Origin of the sequence: Glutamicibacter protophormiae, assembly GCF_016894325.1 — a bacterium.
In the GTDB taxonomy this organism is placed as follows: domain Bacteria; phylum Actinomycetota; class Actinomycetes; order Actinomycetales; family Micrococcaceae; genus Glutamicibacter; species Glutamicibacter protophormiae.
Map to the genome: position 1 here is coordinate 1,714,490 of NZ_CP069806.1, position 23,166 is coordinate 1,737,655.

Consider the following 23,166-nt stretch of genomic DNA (forward strand, 5'->3'; position numbering starts at 1 on the left):
CCCCTTCGACCGCTGTTCCCAGCGGCTTGCCAGGGGAGATGAAAGTGCATTGGCAACCACAGCCGCGGTGCCCTGCGCTTCCCGAACCCCGGGAAAGCCTGGTCGGTGCATTCCTGGGCCAGCCTGAACTTCCGGCGCTGCCTGTTGCTACGCCGGCTCGATGCGCAAAGCCGAACCGCGCATGATGCCCCGGTCTCCGATGAAGCAGGCAAGCACGGCACGGAGCTCTTGCATTGCGTAGGCGGCACCGCCGACGAATCCGCGTGGCATCCTGAGTCCATTCAGATCAGCGATGTCGCGCTCGCCGACGCGCCATTCGATGACGGTGCGGCCCGTGTCCTCGAAGTTCGGCATGTCAATGAAGATGCCCCAGGGCGTCAGGTGCGCGTCGTAGCCGAGGTCGTCCACGAGAAAATCGACGACCTGTTGGCGCTTGAAAGTCTCCATCACTTGAGTTCATGGCTTGTGGCAGCGCAGGGCGCCGCAATGCGCCCCACCCGCAGTCCGTGGAGGCGCCCTGGGCAACAACGAGCCTGGCCGCCTGCGGGCCAGTTCCTGCGCAGCCGGACGTCCACGCCTAAGCCTTCACGTAGGCGGCCAGGTGCTGGCCGGTGAGCGTGTCCGTGGCCGCCAGCTGCGCCGGGGTGCCTTCGAAGACGATGCTGCCGCCGTCGTGGCCGGCGCCCGGGCCCAGGTCGATGACCCAGTCCGCGTGGGCGATGACCGCCAGGTGGTGCTCGATCACGATCACCGTGTTGCCCTCGTCGACCATCTCATCCAGCAGCGCCAGCAGCCGCTGCACGTCGGCCAGGTGCAGGCCGGTGGTCGGTTCGTCCAGCACGTAGGTGCCCGCGCCCTTGCCCAGGTTGATCGCCAGCTTCAGGCGCTGGCGCTCGCCGCCCGAGAGCGTATTCAGCGGCTGGCCGAGCTTCAGGTAGCCCAGACCCACCTGGTTCAGCCGCACCAGCATCGGCGCGGCCTTCTTGATCTTCAGCCGCGCCGCGGCTTCCTCGATGCTCAGATCCAGCACCTGGGCGATGTTCAGCCCCTCGAAGGTGTATTCCAGCACCTCGGCCTTGTAGCGCCTGCCCTCGCAGATCTCGCAGGGCAGCGCCACCCCGGCCATGGACACCAGGTCGGTGTAGGTGAAGCCCACGCCGCCGCAGTGCTCGCAGGCGCCCTCCGAGTTCGCGCTGAACAGCGCCGGCTTCACCCCATTGGCCTTCGCGAAGGCGGCCCGGATGGGCTCCAGCAGCCCGGTGTAGGTGGCGGGGTTGGAGCGGCGCGAGCCGCGGATCGCCGACTGGTCCACCACCGCCACGTCCTCGCGCTTGGAGATCGTGGAGTGGATCAGCGAGGACTTGCCCGAGCCGGCCACCCCGGTGACCGCGCACAGCACCCCGGTGGGCACGTCGACGTCCACGTTCTTCAGGTTGTGCAGGTGCGCGCCGCGGATCGCCAGCGGCGCGCCTTTCCGACGCACCGCATCCTTCAGCGGGATCCGGGTGGAGAAGTGCCGGCCGGTCAGCGTGCCGCTGGCCAGCAGCCCGGGCACATCCCCGCTGTAGGTGACTTGTCCGCCGTGCACGCCGGCCCCCGGGCCCAGGTCGATCACGTGGTCGGCGATCTTGATGACCTCGGGCTTGTGCTCGACCACCAGCACGGTGTTGCCCTTGTCGCGCAGGTCTTCCAGCAGCCGGTTCATCCGCGCGATGTCATGCGGGTGCAGGCCCACGGTGGGTTCGTCGAACACGTAGGTGACATCCGACAGCGCGCTGCCCAGGTGGCGGATCATCTTCACGCGCTGCGCCTCGCCGCCGGACAGCGTCCCGGCCGGGCGGTCCAGGCAGAGGTAGCCCAGGCCGATCTGCACCATCGCCTGGAGCACCGCGGTGAGGTTGGCCAGTAGGGGAGCGGCGGCCGGGATGTCCAGCCGTTCCAGCTGGGCCAGCAGGTCGGTCACCTGCAGCGCGGTCATGTCCGCGATGCCCAGCTGGTTGATCTTCGAGGCGCGGGCCTTCTCTCCCAGCCGTGCACCGCCGCAGGCCGAGCAGGGCGCCGTGGTGGAGATGCGGTCGATCCAGTCGCGGATGTGCGCCTGCTTGATCTCGCGCCCCGAATGGATGTAGTTGGACTTGATGCGGGTGACCAGCCCGGAGTAGCTCATGTTCGCGCCGTTCAGCTTCACCTTCCCGGCCTCCTCATAGAGCAGCCTCTCCAGCATCGCCGGGGGCATCTCGCGCAGCTTCACGTCCAGGTCCGCCTGGGTGCCGGCGGTCAGCGTCTGCCACAGCCAGGCGCCGGGGGCGAAGTTCGGGGCGGTGATCGCGCCCTCGTTCAGGGTCTTGTCCCAGTCCAGCAGCTCATCGAGGTCGATGCTCGCCTCGGTGCCGAAGCCCTCGCACACCGCGCAGGCGCCCTCGCCCAGGTTGAAGGAGTACGCCCCGGCGCCGCCGGCGCTGGGCTCCGAATAGCGCGAGTAGAGCACCCTCAGCAGCGAGTTGGCGTCGGTGGCGGTGCCCACCGTGGAGCGGGAGTTCGCGCCCATGCGCTCCTGGTCCACCACGATCGCCGCGGACAGGTTTTCCAGCACCTCCACGTCGGGGCGCGGCATGGAGGGCATGAAGGTCTGGATGAACGCGGTGTAGGTCTCGTTGATCAGCCGCTGGGATTCGGCGGCGATGGTGCCGAAGACCAGCGAGGACTTGCCCGAGCCGGAGACCCCGGTGAAGGCGGTGATGCGGCGCTTGGGGATGTCGGCGTCCACGCCCTTGAGGTTGTTCTCGCGGGCCTGGCGCACGCGGATGGTGTCATGGCTGTCTGCGGGGTGCTGGGTCATGGAAACCAGCCTACTTAAATCCGCCCGTGCGCGGGGGAATTTCGGTGCGCCCCGGCCACCCTCTATCATTGTTGGGTGCGCTGCGACACAATCCGCGGGCGCACCGCATCGCTCCGAACCCCTCACCCCAAAGGATCATCATGAAGCTGCTGAAATCGATACCGCTGCTGGGATGGATAGTCCTGGCCATCGTGGCCGGCATACTGCTGGGTCCGGTGATGCCGCTCTGGCTGGGCAGCGTCTTCCTCACCTACAACTCGATCTTCTCCGGCGTCCTGGGCTTCGTGGTGCCCCTGATCATCTTCGGCCTGGTCGCCCCGGCCATCTCAGAGCTCGGCAAGGGCGCCGGCAAGTGGCTGGGCATCACCGCGGTCGTCGCCTACGGCTCCACCCTGGCCGCCGGCCTGCTGGCGTACTTCACCAGCATCTGGCTGTTCAGCGGCCCCCTGTCCGGCGGCGGCGTGGAAGCCATCACCGAGGGCGAGGGGTCCGGCTTCGAGGCCTTCGTGACCCTGAGCGCCTCCGCGTCGGGCTCCGCCACCGAGATCGTGCTGCCGCCGGTCTTCGGCGTGATGACCGCGCTGGTGCTGGCCTTCATGGTCGGCGTGGGCATCACCTCCTTCCACTCCAAGGTGCTGTTCCGCGGCGTCGTCGAATTCCGTGCGATCATCGAGGGCGTCATCCGCCGCATCATCGTCCCGGCGCTGCCGCTGTTCATCTTCGGCATCTTCCTGGACCTCTCCGCCAGCGGCTCGGCCGTCGTGGTGATCCAGAAGTTCCTGCTGGTCGCCGTGGTCTCCTTCGCGCTGACCCTGGTGGTGCTGCTGCTGCAGTACACCATCGCCGGTTCGATGAACAAGCAGAACCCGCTCAAGGCGCTGTGGAACATGCGCGACGCCTACTTCACCGCGCTGGGCACCTCGTCCTCCGCGGCCACCATCCCGGTCACCCTGGCCTCCACCAAGAAGAACAAGGTCGCCGACTCCGTGGCAGGCTTCGTGGTGCCGCTGTGCGCCACGATCCACCTGTCCGGCTCGATGGTGAAGATCACCTGCTTCTCCATCGCGGTGCTGCTGCTCACCGGCGGCAACGTCGCCTTCGGCGCCTACCTGCCGTTCATCCTGATGCTCGGCGTCATGATGATCGCCGCCCCGGGCGTCCCCGGCGGCGCGATCGCCGCGGCCGCCGGCCTGCTGCAGACCATGCTGGGCTTCGGCGAGGTCGAGGTCGGCCTGATGTTCGCCGCCTACATCGCGCTGGACTCCTTCGGCACCGCGACCAACGTGACCGGCGACGGCGCGATCGCGATGATCATGAACAAGCTGACCCGCGGAAAGCTCGGCGCCCAGGCGCAGGACCCTTCCGACGAGTCAGTGGAACTGCTCGAAGGCCAGAAGCCTTCGCACCTGCTCGGCGAGTAGCCTCCCGCACCAACGGCACAGCGCCGGTACCCACTGGGTACCGGCGCTGTGCCGTTGGTGCCGTGGCGCTGCCGCAGGCTAGATCCACATGGCCGGATCGATGTACTCGGCCGGGTCCACGGCAGGCTGGCGCTGCTCGGGGGTGCGCGGACGGTTCTGCGCCGGGATGCCGGTCACGATGGAGCCGGCCGGGGCGTCCTTGACCACCACGGCGTTCGCGCCGATGGCCGAATCCGCGCCGATGGTGATCGGGCCCAGCACCTTGGCGCCGGCGCCGATGACCACGCGGTCCTCGATGGTCGGGTGGCGCTTGACCTTGGCCAGCGAGCGGCCGCCCAGGGTCACCCCGTGGTACAGCATCACGTCGTCGCCCACCTCGGCGGTCTCGCCGATGACGATGCCCATGCCGTGGTCGATGAAGAAGCGCCGGCCGATGGTCGCGCCCGGGTGGATCTCGATGCCGGTGATCGCGCGGTTCGCCTGCGAGAGCAGGCGCGCGGGCCAGCGCAGCGCGGGGTTCTGCCACATGCGGTGGGCCAGCCGGTGCATCCAGATGGCATGCAGGCCGGAATACACGAAGAAGTTTTCCACGTCGCTGCGCGCGGCCGGATCGTGGGAGCGGGCGGTGGCCAGGTCTTCACGTAGCCGGGAGAAGAAACTCATGAACTCTACCTTAGTGGTTGGTCGTTTTAGTGACGGAAATACAGATGTCACACAGCAAATCGGCGCGAGCCGCACCATTGCGAACCCTCTAAGGTTCAACGGTGGCTCGCGCCGATTTATTCACTTTTCGGCGAACTTCTTTTCAGATCACGCCCGCCGGGCCGGTTAGCCGCGGATGTCGTCGAAGAGCAGGGTGGAGATGTAGCGCTCGCCGAAGTCGGGGATGATCGCCACGATCAGCTTGCCGGCGTTCTCTTCGCGGGCGGCGACCTGCAGGGCGCCCCACACGGCCGCGCCGGCGGAGATGCCGCCCAGGATGCCTTCCTTCACGCCCAGGGCACGGGCGGTGGCGACCGAGTCGTCGATGCTGGCATCCAGGACCTCGTCGTACAGCTCGGTGTCCAGCACCTCGGGGATGAAGTTGGCGCCCAGGCCCTGGATCTTGTGCGGGCCCGGCTTGCCGCCGTTGAGGATCGGGGAGTCCTTCGGCTCCACGGCCACCAGCTGCAGGTCAGCGTTCTTGGACTTCAGGTAGCGGCCGGCGCCGGTGATGGTGCCGCCGGTGCCGATGCCGGCGACCAGCACGTCCACGGTGCCGTCGGTGTCTTCCCAGATCTCCGGGCCGGTGGTTTCGGCGTGGATCTGCGGGTTCGCGGTGTTGGCGAACTGCTGGGCCCAAATGGCGTTCTCGGTGGTGGCCACGATTTCCTTGGCCTTCTCCACCGCGCCGCGCATGCCGTCGGCACCCGGGGTCAGCACGATCTCGGCGCCGAAGGCGCGAAGCATGACGCGGCGCTCGGTGGACATGGTCTCCGGCATGGTCAGGATGACCTTGTAGCCGCGGGCCGCGCCGACCATGGCCAGGGCGATGCCGGTGTTGCCCGAGGTGCCCTCCACGATGGTGCCGCCGGGCTTCAGCGCGCCGGACTTCTCTGCGGCGTCGACGATGGCCACGCCGATGCGGTCCTTGACCGAGTTGGCAGGATTGTAGAATTCGAGCTTGACCGCGACGTTGCCTGGCAGGCCTTCGCTCAGGCGGTTCAACTTCACCAGCGGGGTTCCGCCAACTACTTCGGTGACATTGTTGTAGATCTTGGCCATCTTCTATGCAATCCTTACGTGACTTGTCTGCGAGTGAGTTCCGCGGTGCACTGACCGCGAGGGGTTCATGTCCAACACTAGTGGGGCAGCTGGAGGCTTAGGCCTCGATTAGCCATTGAGCGTAATATTTCCTGACTTTTGCGAGCTTTGGGTCGATGATGACCCTGCAATACCCGGCCTGGGAGTTGTTCGAGTAGTAATCCTGGTGGATTTCCTCGGCAGGGTAGAAATCTTTCGACTCTTCCATTGTGGTCACGATCGGATCAGGGTATAGGCCCGCATACTTCTTGATGGCCTTCTGGTAGGTTTCGCGCTGCTGCTCGTCGAGCGGGAACATGGCTGACCGGTACTGCGTCCCCACGTCGTAGCCCTGGCGGTTCAGGGTGGTTGGATCGTGCGTGGTGAAGAACATGTCCAGGATGACTTCTGCGGGCACCACGTCTTCGTCGAAGATCACCGCGAGACCTTCGGCATGACCGGTGCTCCCGGAGCACACCTGGTAGTAGTCCGGGTCGACGGTGTGCCCGCCGATGTAGCCCGAGATGACCGCGGCCACCCCCTTGGTGCGCTGGTATACCGCGTCCAGGCACCAGAAGCAGCCGCCGGCCAGCACGAAGGTGGTCAGCTGCTTGCCGTCGACGTCCAGGCTGGCAGTGAAATGATGGGGCGATTGAATGCTCAGAGTACTCACACAGTTCCCAACGTCGCGGCGTTGCATTCTGTTCCATCTCCAGTTCCAGCGCGTAGGCTTGGCATATGCAGAGCAAGGCAAATAACTCGCACGAACCGCAGTCCAAAGAAGCCGTTGCGGCGCCTCCTGCGCTCAAGCCCGTTGCCGACAAGCCGGCGGATCCGCAGGAGCGCACCAGCACCGTGGCGGCGACCTTGGGCAACGTCCTGGAGGCGGCCGAGGAGCTGTGGCCGCAGTCGCTGGCCGAGGACTGGGACGCCGTCGGACTGGTCACCGGGCGCACTGGCGCACAGGTCTCCAAGGTCGTGCTGGCCGTGGATCCCACCCTTGAGGTCATCGAGGATGCGATCGCCCGCGGCGCCGACCTGCTGATCACCCACCACCCGCTGCTGCTGCGCGGGGTCACCCAGGTGGCCGGCACGCACTTCAAGGGCGAGGCGATCCACCGGCTGATCGAAACCGGCACCGCGCTGCTCACCGCCCACACGAACGCCGACAGCGCCGTGGGCGGGGTCAACGACGCGCTGGCCGACGCCTTCGGGCTGAAGGACTGCGTGCCGCTGGTCGAATCCAAGGACGGGCTTCCCGAAGAGGGGCTGGGCCGCGTCGGTTTCCTCGACAAGCCGATGAAGCTGGAGGATTTCGCCGAACGCGTCTACACCGTGCTGCCGGCCGTGGCCGGGGGCATCCGGGTGGCCGGCGACCGTACCGGGCTGGTGCGCAAGGTCGCGCTGTGCTCCGGGGCCGGCGATTCGCTGTTCGACGCGGTGTGCTCGCACCAGGCCGATGTCTACGTCACCGCCGACCTGCGCCACCACCCGGCCAGCGAGGCGCGCGAAGCCGCCGGATCCGGCTTCCCCTACCTGATCGACGTGTCGCACTTCGCCTCCGAGTGGGTGTGGCTGTCTTCCGCGGCCAAGGCGCTGGACAACGTGCTGCGCGATCTGGGCCACGAGGTCGAGATCGAGGTTTCCCAGGTCAATTCCGATCCTTGGGACTTCATCCTCACCCCTTAAATAAGACGCCGATGCTGCATCATCTGGAGTTGTGGGTCCAGGACCTGGCCGCCAGCGAGGCGTCGCTCGGCTGGCTCCTGCTGCGCCTGGGATTCGCGGCCGACTCGCGCTGGAGCGCCGGGATCAGCTACCGCCACGAGGATTTCTACATCGTGCTGGAATCCGGGCCCGACGTGCTGCCCGGCGGTCATGATCGCACCCGTGCCGGGCTGAACCACCTGGCGTTCCATGCCGGAAGCCAGGAAGAGGTCGAGGCGCTGGCCGCCGAGGCAGGGGAGCATGGATTCAGCCTGTTATTCGCCGACCGCCACCCGTATGCCGGCGGACCGCAGCACTACGCCGCCTACCTGGCGGATGAGGCGGGATTCGAGGTCGAGCTGGTCGCCTCCGCGCCGGAACGCTGAGCCGGGCTCAGGCCACCTTGTTCACGGTGGTGAACTGGTGGTCTTCCGGAAGCAGGATGTTCAGCGCTGTGCCCTTCTTGTCCTCGACCAGGCTCGCCTCCCACCGGGTGGAGACCAGCTCCAGCAGCTGCTGCGCGGTGGACGGCGCCTGGGACTGCTGCACCAGAAAACGCGCGACCTCGCCGCGGGTGTGCTTCGCGAAGTGCGAGACCACCTTCGGGGTGCCGTTGCGCAGCTGGAAGACGTTGACCGCCACGGTATTGCCGCCGGCCGGCTTATAGGCCGCGGCGTAGGTGCTGGAACGGGCGTCGACCACCAGCTGCCCTTCGGCCGCCTGGTCGAGCGCCGCGCTCATGCGCTTTTTCCACCAGCTGGCCAGCTTGCCCAGCGGTTCGAGCTTGACCGACATCGACAGCCGGTACGGCGGGATCCGGTCGCTGAAGCGCACCGCGCCCCACAATGCGGAGATCACGACCACCGATGCGTCGGCACGCCGCTGCGAGGCCACATCCAGGCTGGAGTAGCCCAGGGCCTCGAACAGGACCCCCGAATAGATGTCGTGGGCGCGGGCGGCGGGCTCGGTATGCAGCTTGATGTTGCGGGCGACCTCCTTGGCCAGCGATGCGCCGACCCCGAGCAGTTCCAGCGCGTTGTCCCGCGAGGAGGTTTCGGCCAGCGCGGAGATGACCAGCTCGCGGTCCGCGTTCAATTCGGGGAACGAGAGCTCGGCCAGCTCGAAGGGGGTTCCGGCGGCGTGGGCGGTCTTGCCTTCTGAAGGCGGCAGCAAAATAAGCACGCTTTCCAGCTTATCGCCACCGCCGTCGACGTCCAGCCAATCGGGGAACTGCTGGGCATCGGCCAGAACCCCTATGCCGGGCGCCGCCGGCTCACTACGCTGGAGCAACAGCGGCAAGCTCGCCGCCTGGAGTGCAGGGAGGGACCATGCGGGATGCAGCCGGCAACGCCGCCGACTTTGACGTGATCGTGATCGGAGCCGGGCCGGCCGGGGAGAACGCCGCGGACTATGCGGTGAAGGCCGGCCTATCCGCGGCGATCGTCGAGTCCGAGCTGGTGGGCGGAGAATGCTCGTACTGGGCCTGCATGCCCTCCAAGGCGCTGCTGCGCAGCGGGCAGGCGCTGGACGCTGCCCGGCGGCTGCCCGGAGCGCGGCAAGCGGCGGCCGGCACGCTGGACGTCGCCGCGGTGCTGGCCCGGCGCGACGCCTTCACCAGCGGCTGGAAGGACAGCGGCCAGGTGGCGTGGCTCGACTCCGCCGGCATCACGCTGCTGCGCGGCCACGGCAGGCTGACGGTGCCGCGCACCGTCCAGGTGGGAGCGCAGGCCTACACCGCCCGCGCCGTCGTGCTGGCCACCGGATCGGTGCCGGTACTGCCGCCGATCGACGGGCTGGTCGAAGCCGAGCCCTGGGGCACCCGCGAGGCCACCTCGGCCCGGCGGGTTCCGCCGCGGCTGATAGTCATCGGCGGCGGCGTGGCCGGAACCGAGATGGCCTTCGCCTATTGTTCGCTCGGCTCCCGGGTCACGGTGCTGGCCCGCGGCCGGCTGCTGGGCAACGAGGAACCCTACGCCGGGGAACTGGTGGCCCAGGCGCTGCGCGAGCGCGGGGTCGATCTGCGCACGGGCACCACCCCGGCGCGGGTGGACCGCGGCCCCGACGGCGTAGTGGGCGTGCGGCTGGCGGACGGCACCGTGCTGCGGGCCGAGGAGCTGCTGGTCTCCACCGGCCGGAAACCCGGCATCGACGGGCTGGGGCTGGAAAACCTCGGCATCGCGGCCGCGGCGCTGCACGAGGTCGATGACACGCTGCTGGTTCCCGGCACCGACTGGCTGTACGCGGTGGGCGACGTGAACTCCCGCGCCCTGCTCACCCACCAGGGCAAGTACCAGGCCCGGGCCGCCGGCGCCGCGATCGCCGCCCGGCTCACCGGTCGGCCGCTGGCCGCCGGCCCCTGGGGAGCGCATGCGGCAACGGCCGACCACGGTGCGGTGCCGCGCGTGGTGTTCAGCGATCCGCAGGTCGCCGCCGTGGGGCTGACCGAGCGGCAGGCGCGCGAGCAGGGGCTGGACATCGCGGTGGTCGAGCATGATCTTGGCTCGGTGGCCGGCGCGAGCCTGCACTCGGACGGGTACGCCGGCCGCGCCACGCTGGTCATCGACCGGGACCGCTCGGTGGTGCTCGGGGCGACCTTGGTCGGGCAGGACATCTCCGAACTGCTGCACGCCGCCACCGTCGCGGTCGCCGGGCAGGTGCCGCTGGATCGGCTGTGGCATGCGGTGCCCGCGTACCCGACGATCAGCGAGATCTGGCTGCGGCTGCTGGAGGACTACTTCTACCCGCAGCCCTTGTGAGCCAGTCCGCGGGCACCAGTGGGCAGGAAGTTCTCGCAAAGGGACTAGACTGGTGGTGAATGGGATGGCCAGACGGCCGCGTGGCAAGCAATTGTCCCGAGGAACGTCCGGGCTCCACAGAACAGGGTGGTGGGTAACGCCCACTCGGGGTAACCCGCAGGCCAGTGCCACAGAAAATAAACCGCCAGGATTTCCTGGTAAGGGTGAAACGGTGGTGTAAGAGACCACCAGCATCCCGGGTGACCGGGATGGCTCGGTAAACCCCACTCGGAGCAAGGTCAGACAGACTGCGTTATGAGGGCTGTTCGCCCCATGCAGTCGGGTGGACCGCTAGAGGCTGTCGGCAACGGCAGTCGTAGATAGATGGCCGTCCCCGCTTCGGCGGGACAAAACCCGGCGTATCGGCCATCCCATTCGCACTCTTGGACGGTGAGATGATTCACAGGCGGAAGCCTGTGGAAAGTCCCTGCACCGTCTAGAATGGAAATCGTACTTGCGGGGATGATCCTGTTACCCCGCGCCACCGCAAAAGCAATGGTGCTTCTCTCGGTGCCAACCGGCTTTATGGATCTGCAAGTCGGCTGATTTGGAAGGATTCTCTGTGACCCAGCAGTCTGTCGTTGCCCAGGAAGAATGGAGCGGGCGCGAAGAGCTCGCCGAGGCCATGATTCCGCTGATCGGACGTCTCTACCGCAAGAACAATGTGGTGACCTCCATCTACGGCCGCAAGCTGATCAACCAGTCCGCCATCGATATCATCAAGGCCCACCGCGTGGTGCGCCGCATCGACGGTGAAGAGCTGGACCTGAATGCCACCAAGGCAATTCTCGATGTCATTGAAACCCTGAACGTTGGTTCGGTTTCCGTGGACCTCGGCCGCCTGAACAAGAAGTTCGTCGAGTCCGGCTCCGCCGACCTGAACGACTTCGTCTCCGCCGAACTGGGCGCAAAGGTCGGCCAGGCCGGCGCCACCGACGCAGAGCCTACCGACGTGGTCCTGTACGGCTTCGGCCGCATCGGCCGCCTGCTGGCCCGCATCCTCATCGAACGCGGCGGCTACGGCCTGCGCCTGCGCGCCATCGTCGTGCGCAAGGGCTCGGACGACGACATCGTCAAGCGTGCCTCGCTGCTGCGCCGCGACTCGGTGCACGGCAAGTTCGACGGCACCATCACCGTGGACGAGGAAAACAACACCATCCTCGCCAACGGCACCCTGATCCAGGTCATCTACTCGAACGACCCGGCCACCATCGACTACACCGCCTACGGCATCGACAACGCCATCGTCGTTGACAACACCGGCCGCTGGCGCGACGAGGCCGGCCTGTCCCAGCACCTGCAGTCCAAGGGCGTGTCCCGCGTGCTGCTGACCGCACCGGGCAAGGGCAACCTGAAGAACATCGTGCACGGCATCAACGATTCCGACATCACCGCCGATGACAAGATCGTCTCCGCCGCATCGTGCACCACCAACGCCATCACCCCGGTCCTGAAGGCCCTGAACGACAAGTTCGGCGTCATCCACGGCCACGTCGAGACCGTTCACTCGTTCACCAACGACCAGAACCTGATCGACAACTTCCACAAGGGCGAGCGCCGCGGCCGCTCGGCGGTCCTGAACATGGTGATCACCGAGACCGGTGCCGCCAAGGCCGTCTCCAAGGCCCTGCCGGAACTGGAAGGCAAGCTCACCGGCAACGCCATCCGCGTTCCCACCCCGGACGTGTCGATGGCGATCCTGAACCTCAACCTTGAGACCGCCACCGACAAGGACGAGCTGAACAACTACCTGCGCGAGACCTCGCTGGGCGCCGAGCTGCACAAGCAGATCGACTACATCGACTCGCCGGAGGTCGTCTCCACCGACTTCGTCGGCTCGCGCCGCGCCGGCATCGTCGACGGCTTGGCGACCATCGCCACCGGCAAGAACGCCGTCGTCTACGTCTGGTATGACAACGAGTTCGGCTACTCCTGCCAGGTGGTCCGCGTCATCGAGACCATGGCCGGCACCCACCCGGTTGCCGTTCCTGCTGTGAAGGCCGAAGCGGTCAACGCCTAGGCTCCACGCAGCGATACGCCCTTCCAAGGGGCCGCACCCCCGTGTTTCACCACGCGGGGTGCGGCCCCTTGGCCGTTCCCGGCGCCGGGGCCCGGGAGTAGACTCGGAAGCCCCGGGGATAGGGGCCCGGGGCTCGGCAAGGGGGCACAAGCATGGCTGACTCACGAGGCGCCCGCGCAGTGGACACCCCGCCGGCGCCCGCCCGGCAACACCCCCTGCCTCCGGGCGGCGGGTCATGAAGGCCGGCCGATCCCCGCAGCCCAGCGGCACCGGACGCGTGGAGGCGTTCTCCGACGGGGTCATGGCGGTGGCGATCACCCTGCTGGTGCTGGATCTGCGGGTTCCCGAACCGGAGCCGGGCCGCTCCCTGGCCAGCGGCCTGCTGGAGCTGTGGCCCAATGCGCTGGCCTACGTCATTTCGTTTATCGCCATCGGCATCATGTGGCTGAGCCACCACACCATGTTCCACCGGCTGGCCGGGGTGGACCATTCGGTGCTGGTGCTGAACCTGGTCCTGCTGCTGTGCATCGTGGTGCTGCCCTTCACCACCTCGGTGCTCTCCAGCTATCTGGATGTCCCCGGCCAGGGCGTCCTGGCCGCGGTGCTCTACGCCGGTTCGTTCCTGGTGACCTCCTCGCTCTTCTTCGCCCTGCAATACCACCTGCTCAAACGGCGCCCGCACCTGCTGCGCGAGGCGCCGGATCCCGTGCAGACGCGGTCGATCCTGCGCCGCGGCCTGGTTTCGATACCCGTCTATGTGCTCGCGGCGGCGGCCGCCCTGGTGTCCCCGTATCTGACGTTGGGCATCTGCATGGCCTTGGGCTTGTTCTACCTGTTGAGCACCGCCGGCCTCGGCGATCGGAGAACCTCCGGTTCCTAGCAGGCTGCGAGGTTGCTTCCCGGACCCGCCCGCCGTGGTGATCCGATGCAGGTGGAGTGCATGTTCCCCGAACGCCACGTGCGCACGGGCCCCGTCCCGCCCCTTCTGCGCGCCGATAGACTGGGGCCATGCCACATGAGCTCGCAACGCGGCTGGACCGCGTCGTCGCCGCGACCTTCGGGGACGGCTTCACCGTGCTGGAGACAGGGCTGCGCGAAAACCCGCCGCGGTATTCGGTTCTCGTGGGCAGCACCGTGGATCCGGGCCGCACTGCCTGCATCCGCCTCGACGGCGTGTGGCTGGAGGCATTCATTCCGGAGCTCGATGTCCAGTTCGGAATCCTGGATGGCGACGAGGAGGCCGGCAGCGACGAGGACAGCGAGCTTGACGGGCTGTGCCGCGCGCTGCGGATGTATCTGCGCGGCGAGGCGCGCATCGAGCGCAGGCCTCGATTCCTGCGTCCCGGAACGCGCACGGTGCTGTGCATCGACATCGATGGGCAGCGGTGGCGCCTGGGCCGGAACCGGTGGAGCGTGAAGTAATCCGGGCGCCGCCGCGCGGGCCATCGTGTTGCCAGGGGTGTCGGCCTGTGCGAAGCTCGGGGGCATGAAGCGATCAACGAACCCGGCTCCGGGCGCGTGGCCCGCAGACATGTCGCTGGCCATCGACGTGCACGCGCAGCAGCTGAGGATGCTGCTGTACATCAGGCATGCCTGGGGCCTGGCCGACGATCTGCCGCTGCCGGCCCTGCACCCGGTCCCGGAGGCCGGTTCTTCCGCGATGCCGGATGAGGTGGAACGGATCGTCTGGGAACGGCGGTGGCTGAGAACCTGGGTCCAGGCCTGGGGCGGCCAGACGCACGGCCCGTATCGACCGCCGGGTACCGGGAAGATCCTGCCGGACTCCGGACTGCGCAGCGACACTGATTTCTGGACCGCGCAGTACGGCAGCGCGGGCCTCGACCTCCTCGCCTTCGACCGATGGGAACAAATGTTCGAACCGGCGCTCGGCCCCAGCCTCGACCCGGTGCTGCGAAGCCCCCAGGTGGCGCCCGTGCTGGTTGCCGCGTGGGAGCGCGGCTTGGAAAGCCTGACCGTCGTGCCCTGGGCCGGGTACTGTATGTACCGGCTCAGCGCGTCGCACCTGGCGACTTCCTTCGACACCGCCGCCAGCTGGTCCCTGCTCAACCAGGCGCTCGCCGAGTGGATCCGCGCCCCACTGGCATGATGCGGCGGGCGAAGCATTTCCGGGTCTTGAGCGGCGCTGGATTCTGTGTCAGGCTCGCAGCACCACCGAGCGCAGCCAAGGAATGATTCGATGCCGCCGAGCAACCCCAGCAAGGCCCTGTCCTCCAGCGGCAGCAACCAGATGCGGCCGCCGGCCATGACCCCTTGCGTTCGACGGGCCCGGCCCATGGAGCGGCGCAGAATCCTGCAATTGCGCATGGCGAACCAGCTGCTGCTGGAACCTGCAGGGTCCATCCCCGCGGCCGCGGAACGCATGCTGGCCCTCCAGTCCCAGGACCTGGCCGCCGGGCGCTATGCGCTGGCCCAGCGCTCCGGGAGGAAAACCAGCCGGGCGGACATCGACGCCCTGTTCACCTCCGGTGCGCTGGTGCGTTCCTGGACCATGCGCGGGACGCTGCATATCTGCGCCGCCGGCGACGTGCGCTGGCTGGTCCGCGCGGCCAGACGGCGCACGCTCGCGGCCATGGAGCCGAGACTGCGTGAAGTGCAGATCGGCGCAGCTGACATCGACGCCGCCGGCGAACTGGTCTTCGGCCACCTGCAAGAGCACGGCTGCGCAAGCCGCGCGACCCTGTTCACGCTGCTGAACCAGCACGGAATCCCGACCGCAGCCCAGCGCGGGGTGCACCTGCTGATGTGCCTGGTCATGGACGGGCTGCTGTGCCTGGGGCCGATCCCGGAGGGCGCCGGACTGGCCGGACAGGACTTCATGCTCGTCGACGAGCTGGCGGCCGCGGACTTCGAGCCCGCAGAACCACTGCAGGAGCTGCTGCGGCGCTATCTGGCGGCTCATGGGCCGGCCAGCCTCCGCGATGCCGCCTGGTACACCGGACAGACGCTGACGCAGCTCAAGGCCGCCGCCTCCGACCTGGGACCTCAGCTGTATGGGGTGGGGCTGGACGCCCGCGAGGAGGAGCTCTACCTGCTCGCGGACTGCCCGGCGCTCGACGCGCAGCTCCCGAACCGGCTCCCGCTGCGGCTGCTCGGGCACTTCGACGAGTACTACCTGTCCTACGCGGACCGCTCGCTGGCCGTCGACGCGCCTATGCAGGCCAGCATCGGCCCGGGCAAGAACGGCATGGTCAAGCCCTTCTGGCTGCGCTCGGGACGGGCCGACAGCCTCTGGAACGCAGAAACAGCGCCGCCCGATCGGATCGGTGCGGCGCTGCATCAGCGGTATCTGGGGTTCCGGACCTAGTGGCCGAACGGGTCCTCATCGGTGCCCGGCAGCCAGGTGTTGCCCGGAACGCCCCAGCCCAGGGACTTCTTGGCCTTCTTCCAGCGCTTCTCCCAGCGCGGCTGCAGCTTGTCCACATACAGCAGGCCGTCCAGGTGGTCGTACTCATGCTGCATGATGCGGGCAAACCAGCCGTGTGCCTCGAAGGAGATCGGATTGCCGAACTCGTCGAACCCTTCCACCTTGGCGTAGTCGGCGCGCTTGAGCGGGAAATCCAGGCCCGGGACGGACAAGCAGCCCTCGGAGTCTTCCTCGGCGTCAGGAACGCCCTGCGAAACCTTGGACAGGGTGAGCCTCGGATTGATCACCACGCCGCGTTCCGGTGCGTCGTCCTGGTCCGCGTAGACGTAGGTGAACATGCGAAGTCCGAGGCCAACCTGCGGAGCCGCCAGGCCGACGCCGTGCGCCGCATCCATGGTGGTGTGCATGTCCGCTACCAGCTGGCGCAACTCGTCGTCGAACTGCGTCACCTCCACGGCGCGAGTATGCAGGACGGGTTCCCCATAGACGGTGATCTGCCGAATAGGCACGTGATCAGTTCCTTTCCAAAAAGTGCTTAGAGTGCTCGTCCAATAGTTTCACGCATAATCTCACTTGTGCCACCGAAAATGGTCAGCAAGCGGGATGCGGTGAACGACTGGGCGATCGGGTACTCCATGATGTAGCCGTATCCGCCGTGGATCTGCAGCGCCCGGTCGGTGAGCTTTTTCGCGCTTTCACTAGCCCAAAGCTTGACCTCGGCCGCTTCTGCCGCGGTGAGCTCGCCAGCGTTGTACGCAAGCACCGCGCGATCCACGAAACTCTGGGTGACATGCGCCTCAGTCTTCAGATCCGCCAGCTCGAAGCGGGTGTTCTGGAAGTCGGTCAATGCCTGGCCGAAGGCGGAGCGCTCGCCGGCATGGGCCAGGGCCTGGTCGAACGCGGCGGTGCAGATCGCGCTGGCAGCCACGGCGATCGCCAATCGAGCCTGGGGCAGCTGTTCCTTGATGTAGGCGAGACCCCGGCCCACATCGCCGATGCGGTCAGCGTCGGAGACGCGCACCTCGTCGAAGAACAACTCGGCGGTGTCCGAGGCACGCAGCCCCATCTTGTCGAAGGGCTGGCCGTTCGAGTAGCCCTCTGAGCGCTCCACCATGAACAGGGTGAATGAATCCTCGCCGGCACGCGAGGTCTGTCCATCCGTGCGGGCCAGCACCACCGCTGCGTCGCCATGGGCGCCGTTGCCGATGAAGGTCTTCTGACCGCTGAGCAGCCAGTCCTCACCGTCGCGCACCGCCTTGGTGCGCACGCCACGCAGGTCCGACCCGGCACCGGGCTCGGTGAAAGCGCATGAGGTGATGGTGGAGCCGTCCACGAAGCGCGGGAGCCAGCGCTGCTTCAGGTCCTGCGAACCGTAGGCCAGCAGGTAGGGGAGCACCAGGTCGTCGTGCAGGTGCAGGGCCAAGGCGACTGCAAGGTGTCCGGAACGGACGAATTCTTCATCGAGCACGACACGAAAACGGTAGTCGTCGATGCCCATGCCGCCGAATTCCTCGGGCACGGCCAGTCCCAGCAGGCCGTTCTCGCCGGCCGACTGCCATACCTCTCGGGGAATCTGGTGTTCTTTTTCCCATTGTGCATACTTACCGGCGATCTGCCTGGAGTTGAACTCAATGGCAAGTTCGCGGAACTGTTCGTGATCTTCTTCAAAGAGCGCGCGTTTCACGGGGAGATGCCTTTCACGGGGTGGGGAGGTGCGGCAGGCCGGAACGAGTCTGTCGTCCTGCGGATTTATTCACTTCCATTATGGTCGCACCCGCTGACATGCGCCTATTTGACGTCGAATATCTGATGCTCCCGTCATTTTTGAAGCAGTAAGTCACGAAAAACACGGGGTTAGACCACCATGGACACCAGATTCGAATATAGTTTCGAATCCTTGTCGTAACACGCCTTAACGACAAGGTGCCAGCATCAAAGGATGCTGGCACCGGTCTGTATCGGTGGGAGTCATTTGCGCTCATTGCGAGTGATTGCAATCTAAAGTCCCGCGATCCGTTCCATCAGCTACTGTGATTCCCCCAAGAACCCATCGCATAGGCTGACCGAACAAGAATCATCATATGCGTAAGTATGGACATTTAAGGAATAAAACCGGGGGACTAGGTAGGTGATCACTCAGAAATAGGTAGGGCTAGAGTATATTCTGTGGCCTGTGGCACTTCCGAGTCGCCTGTAGCGGGTTCAGCTAGCAGCTGCCGGCGGTCGGTAATACCCAGTTTCGAGTAAGAACGCTGCAGATGGCCCTCCACGGTACGCGGGGACAAGAACAGCTCCTTGGAGATCTCCTGATTGCTCGCCCCTTCGGCGGCCCTGATGCACGTGGCATACTCGCGTGCAGTCAACAGCGACTCGTCGACGCGCGCACGCCCCAAGGCAGGGGTGTTCACCTGGTCCAGCGGCTGGGCAATCTCCAAGGACAGCCCCAACAGATGGGTAGCTGCAGTCCGCCGCCCCATTGATCTGGCACGTTCGGAGCCGCTGGCGGCCAGCTGCGCCGCCAGCAGCAGCTGCCCTGCCTCCGCATGGGCCTGGACCAATTGGCCCACAGCCGACTCCGTCGGGTCGTCGAGCGCCGCCTGGTAACCCGCCAGAGTCGCCGCGAGCGGCCCTTGAACCAGCTCCGCAGCCCGCGAGAGCCGCTCAACGTCCGTGAGCAACCCGCACTGCCAGGCCTCTAGCAGCAGCCGCATCACCAAGTTTTTCCGGCCGAAAGCCTCGGCAGACGCAAGATGCTTCTCCAAATGTGCTTGCGCAGCATCGCGCCCTTCGACTTCCAGGATCACCGACAACAAGGACCGCTCAGCGATTGGCCTCAAGATCTGTCCCGACACCGCAGGCTCGGAGCGAGACATCTCCAAGTAGTACGACGCCTTCGCCCGATTTCCCAGCAGGTTGGCGGCGTAGGCCGCGAACGCCGAGGCGAAGCCCTTGATCAGATACGGGTCTCCCACGGACAGCAGCCCAATGGCTTGTTCCAAGGTCGACAATGCCTGTGAAGCCAGGCCGGACTCCAAAAAGCCCATGCCGATGCTCACGATGACATTCGCATGATCGGCGTTCGCCTGTTTGAGATCCTCGCCCACCGACATCTGCGCAAACGTGGCCGGATTCATCCCCAAAGCAAATGCAATCGTGGGGAAAGCAAAGATCAGCTCGGCCCGCACCGCGGCGGACCACTCCTGCCATTCCTGCGACGATGAAATCCGAGCATACTCAGCCATGGCATCTTCGGCCAGCCCCGCATACGACTGCTCAATCAGCACATGGGCCAGGAACGACGCCCTACCTTCGGTTCGAAGCTCGGGCATTGCCGCGTATCGGCGCAACGCCTCCACGTCGACGAGCTTATTCGCCCTTGACCGAATCAATAGCAAATACGCGGCGACCCCGGGCGGATCACCTGGACGCTCCTCAAGAATCTTCTCCGCAACTTCGAGCCGCCCCAAACTCGCATAGGCAATCTTGGCGGCGACAAAACGCATCTCCGGCGAACCCTGCGGCAGGTGTTCCTGAAGCAAGGCCAATGCGGCTTCCGGCTTGCCTAGCTCGTATAGTGCGTCGGCACGGGCAATCAGCAACGTTTCCAACTGCGCAGGGGAGTCGACTCGCTGTTGATCCAGCAGATCGGTCAGCGCGATCACCTGAGCGAACTGTCGCGCGCTCGCCGCTTGTTCAACGTCGGAGAGCAATTCCCGAATCGGCACCGTCAATCCCATATCCAAGCGATGCCTGGTGAATCGGCTGCGAGACGCTGAATCAAATAGCTCCCACGACAATCTCTCATCGATTGTCTTGATATGCCGGCGCAGGGTCGAGGAATCAAAGCTGCTGAAGACCAGCTGCGATGAGAGCCCAGCTCCAAGGCGAACGCGTTCGGTGCGCTCGCCGGTCACCGGATTCTCCGACACGAGGTCCAATCGCACCAAGTCGGCATCGATGGCGTCGTAGATGGACTGCCCCATGAGCTTGCGAGCCGCGCCAAGGGGAACTGGGCCCATGACGGCGAGAAGCTCCAAGGCCTCGCGGACGTTATCGGGTTGATCGCTCAGCCGGGCATTGATGAGATCCGTTGTTCGCTTTCCGTGGGGCGCCCACGCACGGCTGAGCGTCCAGTAGTCCTGCTGCTTGGTAAGGGCACCGGTTGCCTGTGCGTCCAGGGCCAGCTCGCGAAGATGCAATGCGTGGCCGCCGGAGAACTCGAGCAACGACGTGACGGTGCTGGAATTGACTTCTCCGGCAAGGATTTCGGCGAGCATCATGTGCGCATCTTCATATGTCAACGGCTCGAGTTCAATGCGCGTGAAAGTTGGCGAGGAGATCAGTGAGCGAAGTTCGCTCGGCATGGAGCGTACCGTCGTCGCCGCGACAACCAGTCGAATGTTGCCGGCGGTGCAGAATTGCTTGAGGACGGCAGCACTCTGCTGGTCCACGTGTTCGGCCTGGTCCAGGAAAATCCACTGTGTGCGTTTGCTTGTAGCCTGGCCTATGCCTGTGACTAGTTCGGTGGGAGTTGTCCCGGCAGGCCCGTCGGGAATCTGGGTTGCCAAGACGCTCAGGGTGGAAAAGGGGACCGAACTCAGCGACTTGGAGCCGATGATCCAAATGAAGCTGGATTCGATGCGATCCATGAGCTGCAAGGAAAAAGTTGTGCGCCCGGTGCCGACGTCTCCGATGATGAAGACGGGGCCACCACGATGAGCTGCCTTAATTGCAGTGTTCAGGGCATCTACACGTGAGGGAAGAACTTCTCGGCGTTCGATCTGGAAGCCAGTCATCCTACTAATATCAAACTCCCAGGTAGCGCCAGTCAAGTATCAGCCACTCATAACTCACGTAGTTTTGAGGGTATTGCAAGAGTGACTTTACTAGTAATAATGTCCCGGTCAACGGGTAAACTAGGTAGGTTATCCAACGCTTGTCGAATAATTGACGCGACCCATCGAATGTTCCATACTGCATGGCTGACATTCCACGGCGAATTTGATGTGGCTCACGCGCCCGAAATAATAACGAATATTGGCGTAACATTTCCAAAATTCCTGTTGTCCGTCGATTTTTCCGTCTCATGCTGCAGTCCAAAAGCAGTGATCAGTTGACGAATTCATACTTCCGAAGTTGCGAACCGGCGATTATCCAACCCTTGAAACGGCGTTTCGGGCGAACGGCGGGGAAGAGCGGCCGGATTGTCTGCTGCTTCCTATCAAGCCTGTGATCCCCTGTGGCTTCATCGCCCTTTGTGGAGGAGCAGGCTGTTATCCTTCCGAACTTTCATCAATTCGCGATTTCTCGTGTTTTCCCGTGCAATTGCCGAGTCATGCAGGTTCTGGTTCCCAGCGCCCGGCCTCACGCTTGCCTGGGTCGCAGGGAATTCTATGCAGTCGGCAAGGGAGCGGGCGGCGGCTTCAGCGCTGATGTTGTTCTTTCCAAGTTTGGATAGCTGGGCTCGCCGTGCGAAGGAATTGCCTGGAACTTTGTGCCCTGTCATGGTCGCGAATGCACGGCGCGTGCGGGCTCGTAATCCTTGGAGCAGAGCCTTGCTTCCACCATGGTGTCCTCAAGGGTGTCATGTGTGACTCGACCGATCATTCTGGCCGGATTTCATCGTGTCGTCTTGGCGCCGAAGATCCTAGCTGTGGCGGTCACGATGTTTTCTGCTGCCAGCGGGGCGCCGATCCCCGGGCGCGCTTTTGCAAGGATGGCTGCGACACCCCTAAAACGGGCAAGAAGTCATTACAGCGGTTGCTGGTTGTCGAAGGTCCTGCATTTCGACGATCGCGCAGCGCATGGAAACACCTGGTCTGGAGCTGCGGGCCAGCATGGTGAACAGGCGTTTTTTCGGGATCTGGTGGCGCTGGGTCGTTCCTGGGCATAGTGAAAAAAGACCAGGCTGGAATCTTCGTCAAGGACTATCCCTTGAACCAGATACCAGCCTGATCTAAATGGGGTGAGTAACGGGGCTTGAACCCGCGACCTTCTGGACCACAACCAGACGCTCTACCGACTGAGCTATACCCACCATGTTTACTAAGAACCTAGTCACAACGCGATTACGTTTCAACCGGAGTCCTTGGCAACGAGAATTACTATACACCGAAACTTTGAGGAAATGCCAATTCGGGTTTCCCTGTGCAGAGCGGGTCATTTTTAGGTGGGGTAAATTTGAGTTCATGCCTACTTCTGCAGAAAAACTTGTGTGGATCGATTGCGAAATGACCGGGCTCAGCCTGGAGAACGACGCGTTGATTGAAGTCGCGGTCCTGGTGACCGATTCGGAACTGAATGTCCTAGGTGACGGGGTGTCGGTTGTGATCAAGCCGGAGCCTCAGGCCCTGGAGCAGATGGGCGATTTCGTCCGCAACATGCACATCAACAGCGGGCTTCTCGAAGAGCTTGACGGCGGCATGGGCATGTCCGAGGCCACCGCCGTCGTCATGGACTACATCCGCGCCTATGCTCCGGAGCCGAAGACCGCCTTGTTGGCCGGCAACTCGGTCGGCACCGACAAGAATTTCCTGGCACGCGACATGCCTGAGGTGATTGACCACCTGCACTATCGGATCGTCGATGTGTCAACGATCAAGGAACTCAGTCGCCGCTGGTATCCGAAGGCCTACTACTCGGCCCCGGCCAAGGACGGCAATCACCGCGCGCTTGGCGATATCAAGGATTCCATCGACGAGCTGCGCTACTACCGCGCCGCTGTCATGGTTCCAGCCCCGGGGCCGGTTTCGGACGTTGCCGCGGGGATTGCCGCGGAGATTAAATCGAACCCTTCCTAGGGGGTGTCCGGTGACTCCCCGGCGGCCAGTGATGCAACCCACAGCCGCCAGGGGCGTTGCCGATTGGCCAGCGTCGGGAAAATGTGTGTATAGTATTTCTCGTTGCCGAATACGAGGTCACCGCGCAAAAGCGTTTTGACTTGGTACGAAAGCCAATATGGTGGGTATAGCTCAGTCGGTAGAGCGTCTGGTTGTGGTCCAGAAGGTCGCGGGTTCAAACCCCGTTACTCACCCCAAATGATCACCCGATCGGAAACATGGTTTCCGATCGGGTGTTTTGCATTCATCTCCGCGCCGCAGGCCAATGGTGTGATTCGCTTCGCATGCGGGCTGTCGTCCAGAGTTGGCGCAGTCCTGCGTGCTAGAGTTTCCGTTGATTCTTTTGTAATAATGGGCGTCCAGCGCCCGGCCGTGGGA

At 65.0% G+C, this 23,166-nt stretch carries 20 protein-coding genes, 2 tRNA genes and 1 other RNA gene; 13 read left to right on the forward strand and 10 right to left on the reverse strand.

Annotated elements, in window-relative coordinates; genetic code table 11:
• Positions 1-147: 147 nt before the first annotated feature.
• Entirely contained in the window at positions 148-447 is a 300-nt protein-coding gene (locus JQN66_RS07965; protein WP_188947768.1) for a hypothetical protein, read from the reverse strand.
• A gap of 130 nt (positions 448-577) precedes the next feature.
• On the reverse strand, positions 578-2,839 hold the full coding sequence (locus JQN66_RS07970) for an ATP-binding cassette domain-containing protein (RefSeq protein ID WP_204677312.1): 2,262 nt from the start codon (positions 2,837-2,839) through the stop codon (positions 578-580).
• Positions 2,840-2,979: 140 nt separating this feature from the next.
• On the opposite strand from JQN66_RS07970, the gene JQN66_RS07975 reads away from it, so the two are divergent.
• Entirely contained in the window at positions 2,980-4,260 is a 1,281-nt protein-coding gene (locus tag JQN66_RS07975; protein WP_204677313.1) for a dicarboxylate/amino acid:cation symporter, read from the forward strand.
• A 78-nt stretch (positions 4,261-4,338) separates the two neighbouring features.
• On the opposite strand, the gene epsC is transcribed toward JQN66_RS07975, so the two are convergent.
• The 3 genes from epsC to msrA form a co-directional block, all read right to left on the reverse strand.
• The gene (epsC, locus tag JQN66_RS07980; RefSeq protein ID WP_053797996.1) at positions 4,339-4,923 is read right to left on the reverse strand and encodes a serine O-acetyltransferase EpsC; all 585 of its coding nucleotides are present in this window, start codon (positions 4,921-4,923) and stop codon (positions 4,339-4,341) included.
• A 165-nt stretch (positions 4,924-5,088) separates the two neighbouring features.
• Positions 5,089-6,024, reverse strand: a complete 936-nt coding sequence (gene cysK / locus JQN66_RS07985; protein ID WP_204677314.1) for a cysteine synthase A — start codon at positions 6,022-6,024, stop codon at positions 5,089-5,091.
• A gap of 97 nt (positions 6,025-6,121) precedes the next feature.
• Positions 6,122-6,649, reverse strand: coding sequence for a peptide-methionine (S)-S-oxide reductase MsrA (gene msrA, locus JQN66_RS07990; protein WP_204677513.1), 528 nt, complete (start codon positions 6,647-6,649; stop codon positions 6,122-6,124).
• Positions 6,650-6,780: 131 nt separating this feature from the next.
• Between msrA and JQN66_RS07995 the strand changes: the two genes are divergently transcribed.
• Together JQN66_RS07995 and JQN66_RS08000 are read left to right on the forward strand one after the other, a co-directional pair.
• On the forward strand, positions 6,781-7,731 hold the full coding sequence (locus JQN66_RS07995) for a Nif3-like dinuclear metal center hexameric protein (protein WP_204677315.1): 951 nt from the start codon (positions 6,781-6,783) through the stop codon (positions 7,729-7,731).
• Positions 7,732-7,742: 11 nt separating this feature from the next.
• Positions 7,743-8,135 (forward strand): VOC family protein, encoded by a 393-nt coding sequence (locus tag JQN66_RS08000; protein ID WP_204677316.1) that lies wholly within the window; start codon positions 7,743-7,745, stop codon positions 8,133-8,135.
• Positions 8,136-8,142: 7 nt separating this feature from the next.
• On the opposite strand, the gene JQN66_RS08005 is transcribed toward JQN66_RS08000, so the two are convergent.
• Complete coding sequence (locus tag JQN66_RS08005; protein WP_420870949.1) at positions 8,143-9,048, reverse strand: YaaA family protein; 906 nt, start codon at positions 9,046-9,048, stop codon at positions 8,143-8,145.
• Positions 9,049-9,077: 29 nt separating this feature from the next.
• On the opposite strand from JQN66_RS08005, the gene JQN66_RS08010 reads away from it, so the two are divergent.
• The 7 genes from JQN66_RS08010 to JQN66_RS08040 all read left to right on the forward strand — a co-directional run bounded on the left by JQN66_RS08010 (position 9,078) and on the right by JQN66_RS08040 (position 15,889).
• Positions 9,078-10,505 (forward strand): dihydrolipoyl dehydrogenase family protein, encoded by a 1,428-nt coding sequence (locus JQN66_RS08010; RefSeq protein WP_204677317.1) that lies wholly within the window; start codon positions 9,078-9,080, stop codon positions 10,503-10,505.
• A 60-nt stretch (positions 10,506-10,565) separates the two neighbouring features.
• An RNA gene (gene rnpB, locus JQN66_RS08015) (RNase P RNA component class A) lies at positions 10,566-10,922 on the forward strand.
• A 184-nt stretch (positions 10,923-11,106) separates the two neighbouring features.
• Positions 11,107-12,564 carry a glyceraldehyde-3-phosphate dehydrogenase gene (locus JQN66_RS08020; protein ID WP_188947760.1) on the forward strand — a complete coding sequence of 486 codons (1,458 nt, stop codon included), beginning with the start codon at positions 11,107-11,109 and terminating at the stop codon, positions 12,562-12,564.
• Between the two features lie 235 nt (positions 12,565-12,799).
• Positions 12,800-13,444: a TMEM175 family protein gene (locus tag JQN66_RS08025; RefSeq protein ID WP_204677318.1), complete on the forward strand. Its 645-nt coding sequence runs from the start codon at positions 12,800-12,802 to the stop codon at positions 13,442-13,444.
• A 128-nt stretch (positions 13,445-13,572) separates the two neighbouring features.
• Entirely contained in the window at positions 13,573-13,986 is a 414-nt protein-coding gene (locus JQN66_RS08030) for a hypothetical protein (protein ID WP_204677319.1), read from the forward strand.
• 64 nt (positions 13,987-14,050) lie between these two features.
• Positions 14,051-14,671: a hypothetical protein gene (locus JQN66_RS08035; protein ID WP_204677320.1), complete on the forward strand. Its 621-nt coding sequence runs from the start codon at positions 14,051-14,053 to the stop codon at positions 14,669-14,671.
• A gap of 90 nt (positions 14,672-14,761) precedes the next feature.
• Positions 14,762-15,889 (forward strand): winged helix DNA-binding domain-containing protein, encoded by a 1,128-nt coding sequence (locus tag JQN66_RS08040; RefSeq protein WP_204677321.1) that lies wholly within the window; start codon positions 14,762-14,764, stop codon positions 15,887-15,889.
• On the opposite strand, the gene def is transcribed toward JQN66_RS08040, so the two are convergent.
• The 3 genes from def to JQN66_RS08055 all read right to left on the reverse strand — a co-directional run bounded on the left by def (position 15,886) and on the right by JQN66_RS08055 (position 20,745).
• The gene (gene def, locus JQN66_RS08045) at positions 15,886-16,458 is read right to left on the reverse strand and encodes a peptide deformylase (protein WP_188947949.1); all 573 of its coding nucleotides are present in this window, start codon (positions 16,456-16,458) and stop codon (positions 15,886-15,888) included. The two genes, JQN66_RS08040 and def, sit on opposite strands and share 4 nt — an antisense overlap.
• Positions 16,459-16,484: 26 nt before the next feature.
• On the reverse strand, positions 16,485-17,633 hold the full coding sequence (locus JQN66_RS08050; RefSeq protein WP_188947756.1) for an acyl-CoA dehydrogenase family protein: 1,149 nt from the start codon (positions 17,631-17,633) through the stop codon (positions 16,485-16,487).
• Between the two features lie 448 nt (positions 17,634-18,081).
• A complete protein-coding gene (locus tag JQN66_RS08055) occupies positions 18,082-20,745 on the reverse strand; it encodes a LuxR family transcriptional regulator (RefSeq protein ID WP_204677322.1) in 2,664 nt (887 codons plus the stop codon).
• 794 nt (positions 20,746-21,539) lie between these two features.
• Between JQN66_RS08055 and JQN66_RS08060 the strand changes: the two genes are divergently transcribed.
• A complete protein-coding gene (locus JQN66_RS08060; RefSeq protein WP_204677323.1) occupies positions 21,540-21,842 on the forward strand; it encodes a hypothetical protein in 303 nt (100 codons plus the stop codon).
• A gap of 68 nt (positions 21,843-21,910) precedes the next feature.
• Here the strand turns inward: JQN66_RS08060 and JQN66_RS08065 are convergent.
• A tRNA-His gene (locus JQN66_RS08065) sits at positions 21,911-21,986 on the reverse strand.
• A 151-nt stretch (positions 21,987-22,137) separates the two neighbouring features.
• Here JQN66_RS08065 and orn point away from each other — a divergent pair.
• Positions 22,138-22,749, forward strand: a complete 612-nt coding sequence (gene orn, locus JQN66_RS08070; RefSeq protein ID WP_204677324.1) for an oligoribonuclease — start codon at positions 22,138-22,140, stop codon at positions 22,747-22,749.
• A gap of 160 nt (positions 22,750-22,909) precedes the next feature.
• A tRNA-His gene (locus JQN66_RS08075) sits at positions 22,910-22,985 on the forward strand.
• Positions 22,986-23,166 lie beyond the last annotated feature (181 nt).